Origin of the sequence: Streptomyces sp. NPDC049970, from assembly GCF_040660235.1 — a bacterium.
Taxonomy (GTDB): Bacteria; Actinomycetota; Actinomycetes; order Streptomycetales; family Streptomycetaceae; genus Streptomyces.
The window spans coordinates 260,662-274,419 of sequence record NZ_JBFALP010000007.1 but is presented as its reverse complement, the minus strand read 5'-3'; the positions used below and the strand labels follow the sequence as shown (position 1 = coordinate 274,419).

At 70.9% G+C, this 13,758-nt stretch carries 11 protein-coding genes, 1 pseudogene and 1 riboswitch; of the genes and pseudogenes, 4 read left to right on the top strand and 8 right to left on the bottom strand.

From position 1 onward, the window contains the following. Positions 1–13 precede the first annotated feature (13 nt). Genes AB0I83_RS16355 through ribD form a run of 4 tightly spaced genes read right to left on the bottom strand, consistent with a single transcriptional unit; the run spans position 14 to position 3,662 of the window. Entirely contained in the window at positions 14–1,303 is a 1,290-nt protein-coding gene (locus tag AB0I83_RS16355) for a bifunctional 3,4-dihydroxy-2-butanone-4-phosphate synthase/GTP cyclohydrolase II (protein WP_356842626.1), read from the bottom strand. Next, positions 1,300–1,944 (bottom strand): nicotinamide mononucleotide transporter family protein, encoded by a 645-nt coding sequence (locus tag AB0I83_RS16350; RefSeq protein ID WP_356537260.1) that lies wholly within the window; start codon positions 1,942–1,944, stop codon positions 1,300–1,302. The genes AB0I83_RS16355 and AB0I83_RS16350 overlap by 4 nt, the downstream gene beginning before the upstream one ends. Next, positions 1,941–2,561, bottom strand: coding sequence for a riboflavin synthase (locus tag AB0I83_RS16345; protein WP_356537258.1), 621 nt, complete (start codon positions 2,559–2,561; stop codon positions 1,941–1,943). The genes AB0I83_RS16350 and AB0I83_RS16345 overlap by 4 nt, the downstream gene beginning before the upstream one ends. Further along, positions 2,562–3,662: a bifunctional diaminohydroxyphosphoribosylaminopyrimidine deaminase/5-amino-6-(5-phosphoribosylamino)uracil reductase RibD gene (ribD, locus tag AB0I83_RS16340; protein WP_363305008.1), complete on the bottom strand. Its 1,101-nt coding sequence runs from the start codon at positions 3,660–3,662 to the stop codon at positions 2,562–2,564. It abuts the gene before it with no gap. A gap of 161 nt (positions 3,663–3,823) precedes the next feature. After that, positions 3,824–3,954: riboswitch (FMN riboswitch) on the bottom strand. Between the two features lie 255 nt (positions 3,955–4,209). On the opposite strand from ribD, the gene AB0I83_RS16335 reads away from it, so the two are divergent. Further along, positions 4,210–6,582, top strand: coding sequence for a chitinase C-terminal domain-containing protein (locus AB0I83_RS16335; protein ID WP_363305007.1), 2,373 nt, complete (start codon positions 4,210–4,212; stop codon positions 6,580–6,582). A gap of 301 nt (positions 6,583–6,883) precedes the next feature. After that, a pseudogene (locus AB0I83_RS16330) lies at positions 6,884–7,373 on the top strand (type I restriction endonuclease subunit R); the annotation flags it as partial. Between the two features lie 73 nt (positions 7,374–7,446). On the opposite strand, the gene AB0I83_RS16325 reads toward AB0I83_RS16330, so the two are convergent. Both AB0I83_RS16325 and AB0I83_RS16320 read right to left on the bottom strand, forming a co-directional pair. Beyond that, entirely contained in the window at positions 7,447–7,647 is a 201-nt protein-coding gene (locus AB0I83_RS16325) for a DUF397 domain-containing protein (protein WP_363305006.1), read from the bottom strand. Beyond that, positions 7,644–8,528, bottom strand: coding sequence for a helix-turn-helix transcriptional regulator (locus tag AB0I83_RS16320; protein WP_363305005.1), 885 nt, complete (start codon positions 8,526–8,528; stop codon positions 7,644–7,646). The genes AB0I83_RS16325 and AB0I83_RS16320 overlap by 4 nt, the downstream gene beginning before the upstream one ends. A gap of 274 nt (positions 8,529–8,802) precedes the next feature. Between AB0I83_RS16320 and AB0I83_RS16315 the strand changes: the two genes are divergently transcribed. Continuing rightward, the gene (locus AB0I83_RS16315; protein WP_363305004.1) at positions 8,803–8,976 is read left to right on the top strand and encodes a hypothetical protein; all 174 of its coding nucleotides are present in this window, start codon (positions 8,803–8,805) and stop codon (positions 8,974–8,976) included. A 331-nt stretch (positions 8,977–9,307) separates the two neighbouring features. On the opposite strand, the gene AB0I83_RS16310 is transcribed toward AB0I83_RS16315, so the two are convergent. Further along, positions 9,308–10,597, bottom strand: coding sequence for a hypothetical protein (locus AB0I83_RS16310; RefSeq protein WP_363305003.1), 1,290 nt, complete (start codon positions 10,595–10,597; stop codon positions 9,308–9,310). Positions 10,598–11,143: 546 nt separating this feature from the next. Next, positions 11,144–12,343: an ROK family transcriptional regulator gene (locus tag AB0I83_RS16305; protein ID WP_363305002.1), complete on the bottom strand. Its 1,200-nt coding sequence runs from the start codon at positions 12,341–12,343 to the stop codon at positions 11,144–11,146. Positions 12,344–12,483: 140 nt separating this feature from the next. On the opposite strand from AB0I83_RS16305, the gene AB0I83_RS16300 reads away from it, so the two are divergent. Further along, positions 12,484–13,713, top strand: coding sequence for an MFS transporter (locus tag AB0I83_RS16300; RefSeq protein ID WP_363305001.1), 1,230 nt, complete (start codon positions 12,484–12,486; stop codon positions 13,711–13,713). Positions 13,714–13,758 lie beyond the last annotated feature (45 nt).

Below are 13,758 nucleotides of genomic sequence, written 5' to 3'. Positions count from 1 at the left end.
TGTTCGTCGGTGGTTACTGGTTGCCGCAGGCCGACGCGGCGGTGGCGTCGAGCCAGGGCAGGTCGTGCCCCATGCGGTCCCGCTTGGTGCGCAGGTACCGCAGGTTGTGCTCGCCGGCCTGGACGGGCATGGGTTCGCGTCCGGTGATCCCGAGTCCGTGCCGCACGAGCGCGGCGGTCTTGTCCGGGTTGTTGGTCATCAGGCGCAGGGTGCGGACGCCGAGGTCGCTCAGGATCTGCGCACCCGCGGCGTAGTCCCGGGCGTCGGCGGGCAGGCCGAGTTCGAGATTGGCGTCGAGGGTGTCGGAGCCTCGCTCCTGGAGCTCGTACGCGCGCAGCTTGGACACCAGCCCGATGCCGCGTCCCTCGTGTCCCCGCAGGTAGACGACGACTCCGCGGCCCTCGGCGACGACGCGCTCCATGGAGGCGTGCAGCTGGGGCCCGCAGTCGCAGCGCTGGGACCGGAAGATGTCGCCGGTCAGGCATTCGGAGTGGACCCGGACGAGTACGTCCTCGCCGTCGCCGATGTCGCCGTGCACGAGCGCCACGTGTTCGACGCCGTCGACGACGGAGCGGTATCCGTACGCGGTGAAGGGCCCGAAGGTGGTGGGCAGCCGCACCTCGGCCTCACGGCGGACGGTCGGCTCGGCGCTGCGCCGGTAGGCGATCAGGTCCTCGATCGAGATGATCGTGAGGCCGTGCTTCCGGGCGAAGGGGACGAGTTCGGGCAGCCGCAGCATCACGCCGTCCTCGCCCGCGATCTCCACGATGGCGCCGGCGGGGCGCAGTCCGGCGAGGCGGGCCAGGTCGACCGCCGCCTCGGTGTGCCCGTTGCGGACGAGGACTCCCCCGGCCTTCGCGCGGAGCGGGAAGACGTGGCCCGGGCGCACGAAGTCGCCGGGTCCGGCCCGGCCGCCGGCCAGCATCCTCAGGGTGGTGGCGCGGTCGGCCGCCGAGATCCCGGTGGTCACCCCGTGCTCCGCCGAGGCGTCGACGGAGACCGTGAAGGCGGTCTGCATCGACTCGGTGTTGTGGGTGACCATCTGGGGGAGGTCGAGGCGTTCCAGCTCGTCGGTCTCCATGGGAGCGCAGATCAGGCCCCGGCACTCGCTCATCATGAAGGCGACGATCTCGGGTGTCGCCTTCTCGGCGGCGATGACGAGGTCGCCCTCGTTCTCCCGGTTCTCGTCGTCCACGACGACGACGGGCCGTCCGGCGGCGATGTCGCGGACCGCCTGCTCGACCGGGTCCAGCGAGAGGTCGTCGATGGTGCGTTCGTGCAACCAGGCGGGCTGGGCAGTCATGCCGTGGCTCCTTCCAGAGCGGGTGTCCGCGTACGCAGCCACCAGTCGCGCATGCCCCACAGGACGAGGGCGCCGTAGACGACGTAGATGAGACCGGAGAAGGCGAGTCCGCTGTGGAAGTTCAGCGGCACGCCGACGAGGTCGACGAGCAGCCAGGCGAACCAGAACTCGACCATGCCGCGGGCCTGGGCGAGCATCGCGACGAGCGTGCCGGCGAATATGTAGGCGTCCGCCCACGGGCTCCAGGACAGCGACGGGAAGACCGTGAAGAGTCCGCCGACGGCGAGGGTGCCCACGACGGCGCCGCCGACCAGGTAGGCGCGCTCGCGCCAGGTGGCGAAGCGCACGGCGATGGATCCGTCCTGCGCCTTCTGCCGGCCGCGGGTCCACTGCTGCCAGCCCCAGACGGCGACGGCGATGACGACCAGCTGCTTGCCGACACTGCCCGCCTGCTGCACGGACACGTTGGCGGCGACCAGGACGACACCCGACAGGAGCTGGGCGGGCCAGGTCCACACCGAGCGGAGCCAGCCGAGGGCGAGCGCGATCAGCCCGATGGTGTTGCCGAGCATGTCGGACCAGATGATGTGCTGCCCGAAGGCGGTGAACGCCTCCGAGTTCAGCCAGTCCAGGGCGCTCATGAGACCGGCTCCCCGCGCTCGGGCGATGTGCTCGTGCCGAGCAGCCGCTCGACGTACTTCGCCAGGACGTCCACCTCCAGGTTGACCGGGTCGCCGGGCTCCTTGATGCCGAGCGTGGTCAGCGCGAGGGTGGTGGGGATGAGGCTGATGGTGAAGTGGTCGGAGCCCGCGTCGACGACGGTGAGGCTGACGCCGTCGACCGTGATCGAGCCCTTCTCCACCACGTAGCGGGTCAGGCCGCCGGGCAGGGAGACCTTCACGATCTCCCAGTTCTCGGAGACCCGGCGCTCGACGATGTGCCCCGTGCCGTCCACGTGGCCCTGGACGATGTGCCCGCCGAGCCTGCCGCCGAGTGCCATGGGGCGCTCCAGGTTGACCCGGGAGCCGGTCTTCAGGGCGCCGAGGCTGGAACGGTTCAGCGTCTCCGCCATCACGTCGGCGGTGAACTCACCGTCCCCGGTGTCCACGACGGTGAGGCAGACGCCGTTCACGGCGATCGAGTCGCCGTGCTTGGCGCCTTCGGTGACCACGGGGCCGCGCAGCCGGAAGCGGGAGGCGTCGCCCAGCTCCTCGACGGCGGTGACCTCACCCAGTTCTTCGACGATTCCGGTGAACACTCAGTTTCCCTTCCGAGCAGGAACGGGGACGGCGGTGATGCGCAGATCGGGGCCGATTCGGACGGTCTCGGTCACGTCGAGGCGCAACGCCTGGGAGATGGTGGAGATTCCGGCGTCGGCGAGGGCCGCCGGGCCCGCGCCGAGGAGGACCGGGGCGAGGTAGCCGACGACGGTGTCGACCGCTCCCGCCGCGACGAAGGAGCCGGCCAGGACCGGACCGCCTTCCAGGAGTACGGAGCGGATCCCGCGCCCGTGCAGCGCGGCGAGCAGGGCCTGGATGTCCAGACCGGGTCCGGCCGCCGCGCGCGGCAGGCGCAGCACGGCTCCGGCGGGGAGGTGGCCGGCCTCGGCGCCGTCGGCGACCGCGACCAGGGTGGGGGCGGTCCCGTCGAGGACCCGGGCCCCGGGCCGTACGGCGGTGGCCCCGGTGTCGACGACCACGCGGAGGGGCTGGGTGGCTCCTTCGATGCCGCGCACGCCCAGCTGCGGGTCGTCGCTGCGGGCCGTGCCGGAGCCGACCACGACCGCGTCGGCCTCGGCACGCAGGCGGTGGACGTCCGCCCGGGACTCGGGCGAGGTGATCCAGCGGCTGGTGGAGTCGGCGGCGGCCACCCGGCCGTCGAGCGTGGCGGCGTACTTCCACAGGACGTACGGGCGGCCGAGCCGGACCGAGGTGAGCCATGCGGTGTTGACGGTCTCCGCCTCGTCCGCGAGCAGTCCCCGCTCCACCTGGACGCCCGCGGCCACCAGGGTGTCCGCACCGCCCTCGGCCTGCGGGTTCGGGTCACCGACCGCGTACACGACCCGGCGGACGCCGGCCTCGACGAGCGCCTGGGCGCAGGGACCGGTGCGTCCGGTGTGGTTGCAGGGTTCGAGGGTGACGCAGGCGGTGCCGCCACGGGCCCTTCCGCCGGCCTCGCGAAGGGCGTGGATCTCGGCGTGCGGCCCTCCGGCGCGCTGGTGGAAGCCCTCGCCGGCCTGTTCCCCTGCTGCGTCCAGGACGACGCATCCGACGACCGGATTGGGGCTGGTGGCGCCGAGTCCGCGGGCTGCGAGCGTGATCGCGCGCCGCATGGCGGTCGTTTCGGCTGCGGTGGCCACCGGGTCCTCCTGCCTCTTCGGGCACGGACTCCGGGGCCTGTCGATGACGACAGATGAAGCGGAACGCGACAGACGAACGCCGAAGATCCGTGGACCGGATGTGATCGCCCCGGAGATCCCGGGAACGCATCCGCCTACGGCGGCGTACCTGTGACGTGCCGCCGCGCACTGCCTCCCATCCGGACTTTAACCGTCGGTCCAGGAATCCCACCTGGTCAACCGGCCGCTGGATGCGGACGGGTCGCGGACTATAACCGCCGGTTCGGAATTGCACCGACCCCGGAGTGCGCTGCTACTGGTACAGGACACATTGTGCCACGACCGGGCCCGGGCCGAACAGACGTCCTCCGTGGGGCCGCTCACACAAGCCGGCGGAACTCCAGCCGCGGTCGAGATGGTCCATACCTATTGACTCATTGGTCTAGTCCTCTTAATCTCTGCGTCACCTCCGAGGAACGCCCGCCGGGTGTGCGCACACCCGGACGTACCGCGCGAGCCACCCATGCCAGTTGTTGTGTTCCGCAGACCTCCCCAGGAGGAACGACACATGCTGTCCCCCATCCGTGCGAGAGCCACCTTGTTCGCAGTCGGCGCAGCCGCCGCCGGGCTGCTGCTGGGCTCGCTCACCGCCACCCCGTCGGCCGCCGCCGCCGACCAGGAGTCCTGTCGCCCCGACGGGCTCTACCGGACGCCCGGCGTCGACGTGCCGTACTGCTCCGTCTACGACACCGAAGGCCGCGAGAAGATGGGCGCCGACCACCAGCGCCGGGTCATCGGGTACTTCACCAACTGGCGTACCGGCAAGGACGGCAAGCCGGCCTACCTCGCCTCGGACATCCCGTGGGACAAGGTCACCCACCTCAACTACGCGTTCGCCCACGTCGACGGAGCCAACAAGATCTCCGTGGGCACGGACGGCCCCGAGAACGCCTCCACCGGGATGACCTGGCCCGGCGTCGCGGGGGCCGAGATGGACCCCGCCCTCCCCTACAAGGGCCACTTCAACCTGCTCAACAAGTTCAAGAAGCAGCACCCGAACGTGAAGACCCTGGTCTCCGTGGGCGGATGGGCCGAGACCGGCGGCTACTTCGACGACGGCGGCGACCGGGTGGACTCCGGCGGCTTCTACTCGATGGCCACCAACGCCGACGGCTCGGTGAACCAGAGCGGCATCAACACCTTCGCCGACTCCGCCGTCGCCTTCGTCAAGAAGTACGGGTTCAACGGGGTCGACATCGACTACGAGTACCCGACGACGATGAAGGACGCGGGCAACCCGCTGGACCACACGCTCGCCAACGCCCGCCGCGCCGGTCTCGTCAAGGGCTACGGCGCCCTGATGAAGACGCTGCGCGAGAAGCTCGACCGTGCGTCCGCCGCCGACGGCAAGCACTACCTGCTGTCCGTCGCGGCACCCTCGTCCGGCTACCTGCTGCGCGGCATGGAGACCTTCCAGGTCCAGAAGTACCTGGACTACGTGAACATCATGTCCTACGACCTGCACGGCGCCTGGAACGAGTACGTCGGCCCCAACGCCTCGCTCTTCGACGACGGCAAGGACGCCGAACTGGCACAGGCGGGCGTCTACTCGACGTCCCAGTACGGGGGCGTCGGATACCTCAACACCGACTGGGCCTACCACTACTTCCGCGGCTCCATGCCGGCGGGCCGGATCAACATCGGGCTGCCGTACTACACGCGCGGCTTCAAGAACGTACAGGGCGGCACGAACGGCCTGTGGGGCAAGGCCGCCACGACCGACTGCCCGGCCGGCGCGGGCCTGACCAAGTGCGGTGACGGAGCGGTCGGCATCGACAACCTCTGGCACGACCTCGACACGAACGGCAAGGAGTCCCCGGCCGGCTCCAACCCGATGTGGCACGCGAAGAACCTGGAGAAGGGCGTCGTCGGCGACTACGTCACGCGGTACGGCTTCCCGGCGTCCACCAAGCTGACCGGCACCTACGCCCGCAACTACGACTCGACGCTCGTCGCACCCTGGCTGTGGAACGCCCAGAAGAAGGTGTTCCTGTCCACCGAGGACGAGCAGTCGGTGGCCGCCAAGGCCGACTACGTCGTGGACAAGGGCATCGGCGGCACGATGATCTGGGAGCTCGCGGGCGACTACGCCTGGAACGCGGCCAAGGGGCAGTACGAGCCGGGCTCCACACTGACCTCGGCCATGTACGAGAAGTTCAGGTCGGCCGCCCCGTACGGCGCGAAGCGGTCCGGCATCGACCTGCCCTCCCGGGCACTGGACATCGACGTGTCGTTCGAGCAGTTCCCGCTGGGTGACTCGAACTACCCGATCGGCCCGAAGCTCAAGATCACCAACAACACCTCGGCGACGCTGCCCGGCGGCACGGAGTTCCAGTTCGACTACGCGACCTCCGCTCCGGCCAACGCCAAGGACCAGTCCGGATTCGGCACGAGGATCGTGCGCAGCGACCACACCGCGGCGAACAACGTCGGCGGGCTGAAGGGCGACTTCAACCGCGTCTCGCTGAAGCTGCCGACCTGGCAGACGCTGGCTCCGGGCGCCTCCGTACAGCTGGACTTCGTGTACTACCTGCCGACGTCGACCCCGTCCAACTGGACGGTGGCCTTCGGCGGGTCCACGTACTCACTCGCCGGCGACCTGGCACGCGGTACCACCGTGGTCCAACCGGGTACGGGCACCGGACCCACGGCGACTCCCACGCCGACCCCGACGGCGACGGCGACTCCGACGCCGAGCCCGACCCCGACCCCGGGCGGCGGCAGCTGCTCCGCGGCGGCGTGGAGCGCGACGGCCGAGTACGGAGGCGGTACGACGGTGAGCCACGGCTCGCACACCTGGAAGGCCCGGTGGTGGACCAAGGGCGAGACCCCCGGCACCACGGGTGAGTGGGGCGTCTGGCAGGACCTCGGGGCCTGCTGACACCGCTCCGGCACGACACAGCCCCGCGGTGACCGGCACCGCCGGTCACCGCGGGGCACGTGCGTGCCCGGGCGGGCGCACCCCCGTCCGGCTTGGCGCGTCCCACCCGGACGCCGGCGCAGCACCGGCGCCCACCTGCTGCAGCCACCGTCCCGGTGCTGCTCGGCCGACGCGCTTCCGCTCCGGAATTCATCGTGCGGGCTCCTGGTCGTCGCGACCGGGCGTCGGCGGTCGAGGCGAGGGCGGTCCGGCGGTCACTGGCCCCGGATGCGCCGTCCCGCCTCCCGGGTAGAGCACCGCGTACCTCCTCAACCGGCTCCCGCGCCGCGCGGACGGTGGCGTCGACATAGGCGAGATCGACGTCAGTCACCTGCGGGTGGAGAAGACGGGCGAGTACGACGTCTCCCTCTCCCCCGAGGGCTACGCCCAGCTCCCCGGCTTCGGTGACGGCACGGGCGGCGCGGCGGAGGCGGAGAAGTCACTGCTGTCGGAACTGATCGAGGCGTTCAACGCCAAGTTCGGCACGGACCTTACCGAGGAAGACGTCCGCAAGCCGTTCAACAAGACCAAGGAAGACCCCAAGGCCCGAGCAGCGGCCGTCGTCAACGACGAGGCCAACTTCGGCAAGGTCTGGGACAGGGCCTTCGCCGACGACGTGGCCGACCACATCGAGACGACCGCCGGCATAGGGCGCCAGTACTTCGGCCCCGACAAGAGCTTTCGGTCCAACCTGGACCGCAGCGCACGCGGCGTGGCGGATGATCCGCCGCGAGGAGAACGTGGACGAGTAGGGCCCCTACGTAACAGGAGCGCCCCGCCGCATCGCCTGATCGGCACGCGGCGGGGCTCTCCGGCGTACGCCACTCAGCCAGTGACGAGTCCCACGAAGCCGACCCACACGCCGGGCCCGACGGTCAGCACAGGACCATTGACCTGCTTCGAGTCACGGACGAACACCTGGGCAGCTGCGGCAGCCACCTCGACACACTCGCCGCCCTCAGCCCCGCTGTAGCTGCTCTTGACCCAAGCCAGCTCCTGCGTGACAGGAGCATCAGTGGTCTTCATAGCTCTCCCAGCAACTTCTCGATGAATACCAGAGACTCCTGCGGAGTCAGAGCCTGCGAACGGATGATCCCATAGCGTGCCGCCACAGAGCGCACCTCGTCGCGATCGGTCAGCAGGATGCTGCGTCCTTGTACCTCCAAGTACGCGAGCTGCTCACCGCTCCTGCGCGTGATCAGGGTGAACGGTCCATCCAGTCCGGCGTTGTCCTCTCGGACCGTCGGCATGACCTGAATCTCAACGCTTCGCTGACGCCCCACAAGAAGAATCTGCTCAAGCACGCCCCGCAGTACGGAATTTCCGCCGAACGGCCTCCGCAGAACGGCTTCCTCGATCACGAAGCTGATCAGGGGAGCGGGCCATCGGTTGAGTACCTGCTGTCGAGCAATGCGAGACAACACACGCTGCTCAATGATGTCCTCGTCCAGCAGTGGCCGCCGCATCGCAAGCAGAGCACGGGTGTACTCCTCGGTTTGCAGGAGCCCAGGTACGGCACTCACCGCGTATAGGAAGAGCTCCAGCGCCTCGGCTTCCAACCGGGCAGCGTCCCGGAAGAACGCCGGATACTGCGACCGAGCCAGCTCCTCCTTCAACGCCACCAGCAGTCCCCCGGCGTCCAGCACCCGGTCCGCCTTGTCGACGAACTCCGGCTGCGGAATCCGTCGCCCCTGCTCGAACGAGGCCACCGACTGCGCCGCGTACCCCAGCCGCTTGCCGAACTCCACCCGGTCCAGCCCCGCCCTCACCCGCAGCAGCTTCAACTGCCGCCCGAACGCGACCGCAACCCCGTTCTCCGCCTTGCCCTCCGGCTGAGCGGCGGTGCCCGAAGAGCGCTCCACGCCCTCCGTCGTACCCACGCCCGCATCCATCTCGTCCTGCGTCATCCGCCACCGCCTGTCCCCGTACGCACACGCACCGCGTCCGTCGCGCCCAACCGTCACACAACAGCCAGCACTTCACAGCTCAACCGACAGGACGACATCACCCGCGTCGGCGGCCCCCGAACCACCGCGCCCGCCTTGCCATGTCCCGCTCGGGCACCGTAATCAACCGCTCGCACGCCTGCACGGCGTTCGCAGGCAGGTCCCTCCAAAGAGTGAGTACAAGCGGGCCGATACTCATCCGTCCCCGCCACCCGTGGATCACCTAGCCTCTGCGGTGGCGCACCCAGTCGGCCGTCCCGGCGCGCCCGAAGCACTGCCCGACGGCCTGTGCCGGGGCTGCCGCACCGCCGCGTCGGACACCACTCCGACAGCGCCCGCCGGTCCGCCGGCCGAACGCGATGTCCACGCGCTGGTCAGCCAGCTCCGCGAGCTGACACGGCTGCCCTGACCACAGCGCCCTCGCAGACGGCAGCCACGGACCTCGGAGGCCGCCCAGCCGACTCCGGCTGTCCAACCACGGAGGGGCGCCGGCGCGGTCCCCCTCCTGCGTACAGGCCGGTGCACATCACGTACAGCCTTCTGACTGCGCGGAGGACGGACCGGGCAAGACGGTCTGGGCCGTACTGGAGCTCTCCGCATAGCCGGTACGCCTTCCGCAGGTGCGACGGCCCTGTTGTCGGTCACACTGCTGCACGACACGTCGAAAGCCAATGCGCGCTCGCCGGTTCGGGCACTTCCGCACCACTCACCGTGCGAGGGCGATGGCGACGCGTCCGCGCCTACACGGGCAGCGCAGGGAACACGACCACCGAGCCGTCCTTGTCGCGGGCGATCTCGATCGCCACGTCGGCCTTGCGGTTGTCGACCATCGCGCCGTCGCCCAGCTTGTGAATCCGGTTGGCCGCGCGCATCAGGCGGTCCACCTCGCCGGTCGTGAAGACGGGCCGCAGGCTCTGCGGGCGTGCCAGCTCAAGCGCCGACAGGCGTTCCAGGACACCGGCGATGCTCGTCTCCAGTGCTTCGAGGCGCTTGTGGTCGGCCTTGAGCGCGCGCGAGAAGTTACTGAACAGGTTGTCGGGGTCGCTCTGGGCATGCTCGACGGCCTGCAGGACGATGACCCGCTGCTTCAGCGCGATGGCCAGGGCGGCGAGTTCGAGGTGGGCACGGAATGTGCCGCCCTCGTCGTCGATGCCGGGGAACGCCTTCGCCAGCGTGCCGATGTCGACGCCCTTCCCCTCGGGCAGCTTGTCGAGTGCGCTCTGCCACTGCGCGAGGCGACGGTCGGCGGCGCCCAGCGCCGTGTTGATGGCGTGCACCGCGGAGTCCAGCCCCAGAGAGGCACCGAGCTTGCCCTGGTCGAGCAGGATGGCCGTAGCTTTGTCGATGGCGTCGCGGCAGCCGTCGAGTTCGCTGTGCTCGGCGTCCAGCTTCTCTTCGCGCAGTTGCTCCAGCAGTTCTGTGATGTGCTCGATGGCCTGCTGGCGCTTCTGGTCGGCGTGCGCGCTCACCCCCACCGCTACGGCCATGAGCACGAGCGGCGCCGCGACGGTTAGCGCAGCGCTGCCTGCTGCCGCGACTCCGGCTGTAGCACCGGCTCCGCCGACTGCGCCTGCTGCTGCCACTTTTCCGACTGGTACGAACGTCGCACCGGTGACGATCTGGCCCGTCGAGTTCACGATTGGACCGCGAAAGCCACAGGCGAACCCCTTCGCCGCCATCGGGCGAACCACACCCTGACCGAGCTGGGCGGCAACCTTCGCCGGAACCACCATGCGGTAGAGGCCCTCGCCGGCGGCTTTCGCTCGCGCTGACTGCGTGATGAGCTGCGACAGGTGCTGCGCCAAGGGGCTCGCGGCATCGAGCGGGAGACCTCGGCTGCGGTCGAGCTTGCCAGGCAGCGGATGTACCTCGAGTGTGGCGATCGGCTCGTCGGCCAGTCCGGCCAGCACACTGCGCAGTTCGGTCAGTCGCTCAGCCGTCATCGGCCCGTCGCCGGCCACTGCGGGCACCCGGACGTCCCCGGTCGCCAGCGTCCACACCGGAATGATTGCCTCGTGGTCGTCAGACATCGTCTCCCCTTGTTCTCCGGCGACAGCCTACGGCCGACTTCCACAAGAACGGCACGAACCCTGCGCATCCGCGCGGGATTTGACGAACCGACCGATACGAACCGCCGACGGTCCGTCCCCCGCTCCCCTGACCGGAATCGTTCGGCGACGCGCGCACGGCCCCGGCACCGCTGGACCGGACATGCGGCGTTGCCGGAATTCGACGCTCTGGCCGACGCATACACGCGTACCGGCGGCCCCAGCAGTACTCAGGCACGTGCGTGCCGTGCTCAACCACGTACCGCAGGCCCACGTACCGCAGGCCCTGCGAGACTGCAGGCGTCCGGGTGCGGAGCCGTTCGCGTCGACGTGCCCCTCGGGCCTGATCGCCGCCGCCCGGTGGGCGATCGCACCTCGGGCATCGGGCGCAGAGCTTCCTCCCCTCCGCCCGCCGCTGTCCCAGGTCTCGGCGGCGTCCTGCCCATGGGCCTGCCCGTCCTGCGCTCAAGCCACCCGGCCGGATAGGCCGCTGCCGTCCCCGCACCTCCGGGGCATCTCCGGGGCGCGTCATGCTCCCGGGGCGAAAAGTGCGTCCTGCGCCGCCTCCCGGGCGGCGAACAGCGCACCGCGCAGGACAGCGCCACCGCCCAGCGCCCCCGCCCTGACCTCGGTGGGCAACGGTGACATCCGGGCCAGCCGCTCCTCCACCATCGAGGCCAGCACGTCACCGCCGGCGCGCCCCACCTCGCCGGCCAGCACGAGACAGCCGGGGTCGAGCACGGACACGACGGCGGCGACGCCGAGCGTGAGCCGGTCGGCGAGCGCCCCCAGGAACGCGGCACCGGCCGCGTCGTCGGCGCGCAGCGCGGCACGGACGGCGAACGCGGCTGCGGGGTCCTGCTCGTGCGTCCCGTCCGCCGCCGGATCCAAGGTCCTGATGCCGTGGTCCGCCGCCAGCTCGCAGACGGCGGCCGAGCCCACCAGGGAGTGAAAACCTCCGTCGCAATTGACGGCCGAGGGGAGCCCGGTGGTGCCGGGCACCGGCAGGAAGCCGATCTCGCCCGCGCCGCCGGAGGCTCCCCGGCGCAGCCTGCCGTCGAGCATGACGGCGGCGCCCACGCCCTGGCCGAGCCAGAGCATGACGAAGGTGTCGCGGTCGCGCGCCGCGCCGATCCGGTGTTCGGCGACGGCGGCGAGGTTGGTCTCGTTCTCCACGAGGACGGTCGCGGACAGCCGCCGCTGGAGCTCCTTGACCAGGCCGCGGTGCCAGGCCGGGAGCCCGGCGGTGTCCCTGAGTTCGCCGGTGACCGGGTCGATGAGGCCGGGGGCGCCGATGCCGACGCTGTGCAGCGGGGCCGTGCCCGCGGCGCGGGCGGCGCGCTCCACCACGGCCACGGCCAGTTCGACGGCGGGCCGCGTCCCGGTGTCGCTGCCGATCGGCAGGGTGGCCTCGGCGAGCGTGACACCGAGCAGGTCGGCGACGACGACGGCCACGCTGTCCGTGCGGACGTCGAGGGCGGCGAGATGCGCACGGTCGGCGACGATCCCGTAGAGCCGGGCGTTGGGGCCGCGGCGGTCCGAGCCGCTCTCCCCCACGACCCGGACCAGACCGGCGTCCTGCAACCGCTCGACCAGATCGGCGACCGTGGGGCGGGACAGTCCGGTCATGGTCTTCAGCTGAGTGGCCGTCAGCGGGCCGTCCTGCTGGAGCAGTCGCAGGGCGAGCCGGTCGTTGATGGCCCGGGCGGTGCTCGGGGATGCGGGCATGCCGGGATCCTTCCAGATCACTGCGTTCCCGCCGTTGCGGGGTTATTTATCAGGCAGGGTTCCTGATAGTTTACGGCCGCACCGCGCGACGGACGCCGGGGACACCGGCGGCGAGGATTTCCCAGGGGAGGGCACGGCGCATGACGAAGGATCCAGCGGTCCCGGTCTTCGGCACGGAGCAGGTCAGGCGGGCCAGATACGCGGTCGCTGCGGTCTTCGCCGTGCACGGAGCGGTGACCGGCAGCTTCGCGACCCGGGTCCCGTGGATCCAGGACCACGCCTCGGTGAGCGCCGGCCAGCTCGGGATCGCCCTCGCGTTTCCCGCCATCGGCGCCTCACTGGCCATGCCGCTGGCCGGCGGTGTCAGCCACCGCTTCGGCGCCCGCACGGCACTGCGCGGGCTACTGGCACTGTGGACGCTGGCGCTGATCCTGCCGGCCCTGGCCCCGAACCTGCTCACGCTCTGCGCCGCGCTCTTCGTCTACGGCGCCTGCGCGGGGATGTCGGACGTGGCGATGAACGCGCTCGGCGTGGAGGTGGAGAACCGGCTCGACAAGTCGATCATGTCCGGGCTGCACGGCATGTGGAGCCTGGGCGCCCTGGTCGGCTCCGCGGCCGGCACGGTCGCCGCACACGTCGGGGCCGACGCCCGGCTGCACCACACCCTGGCCGCGCTGTTGCTGACCGTGCTCGGCCTGGCCGCCTGCCACCGCGTGCTCGACCTGCGCAGCGCACCCGGCGCGGAGCCGCCGCCGCGCTTCACGCTGCCGCCGAAGTCGGCGCTGGTCATCGGTGCGGTGGGCTTCTGCGCGGTGTTCGCGGAGGGGGCGAGTCTCGACTGGTCGGCCGTCTACCTCAAGGACGTCATGGGCAGTTCCGCCGGGCTCGCGGCGGCCTCGACCACAGCGTTCGCGCTGACCATGGCCATCGCCCGGATCGCCGGCGACCGGGTCGTCGACCGGTTCGGCGCGGTGCGGACGGTGCGGGTGGGCGGCGTCCTGGCCACGGCCGGCGGACTGCTCGTGGTGCTGTCCGACGGCCCCACCCCGGCACTGTGCGGTTTCGGGCTGCTCGGCCTGGGCGTGGCGGTGGTCGTGCCGCTGGCGTTCGCCGCGGCGGGCCGCAGCGGCACGAACCCCAGCCGGGCCATCGCGGGCGTCGCCACGATCACGTACACCTCCGGGCTCATCGCGCCGTCCGCCATCGGGTCGCTGGCCGAGGCCACCTCGCTCATCGTGTCGTTCGGCCTGGTGACGGTGCTGGCGTTCGGGCTCGTCCTGGGCGCCGGTGTGCTGCGGGCGGGCGACCGCGAGGTCACGGTGAGCGGCGTACCGCGGCCGGCACCGGACAGGAGCCCGACGGGCAACTGACGGTGCCGGCCCGGTCGGTACGCCGTGGATCAGCGGTCCGGCCGG

What these genes read in the sequence shown, in the direction of transcription:
- AB0I83_RS16305 (WP_363305002.1), bottom strand. Translation starts at nt 12,343, where the DNA reads ATGCCCGCATCCCCGAGCACCGCCCGGGCCATCAACGACCGGCTCGCC.
- AB0I83_RS16350 (WP_356537260.1), bottom strand. Translation starts at nt 1,944, where the DNA reads ATGAGCGCCCTGGACTGGCTGAACTCGGAGGCGTTCACCGCCTTCGGG.
- AB0I83_RS16310 (WP_363305003.1), bottom strand. Translation starts at nt 10,597, where the DNA reads ATGTCTGACGACCACGAGGCAATCATTCCGGTGTGGACGCTGGCGACC.
- AB0I83_RS16355 (WP_356842626.1), bottom strand. Translation starts at nt 1,303, where the DNA reads ATGACTGCCCAGCCCGCCTGGTTGCACGAACGCACCATCGACGACCTC.
- AB0I83_RS16325 (WP_363305006.1), bottom strand. Translation starts at nt 7,647, where the DNA reads ATGAAGACCACTGATGCTCCTGTCACGCAGGAGCTGGCTTGGGTCAAG.
- AB0I83_RS16320 (WP_363305005.1), bottom strand. Translation starts at nt 8,528, where the DNA reads ATGACGCAGGACGAGATGGATGCGGGCGTGGGTACGACGGAGGGCGTG.
- AB0I83_RS16335 (WP_363305007.1), top strand. Translation starts at nt 4,210, where the DNA reads ATGCTGTCCCCCATCCGTGCGAGAGCCACCTTGTTCGCAGTCGGCGCA.
- AB0I83_RS16300 (WP_363305001.1), top strand. Translation starts at nt 12,484, where the DNA reads ATGACGAAGGATCCAGCGGTCCCGGTCTTCGGCACGGAGCAGGTCAGG.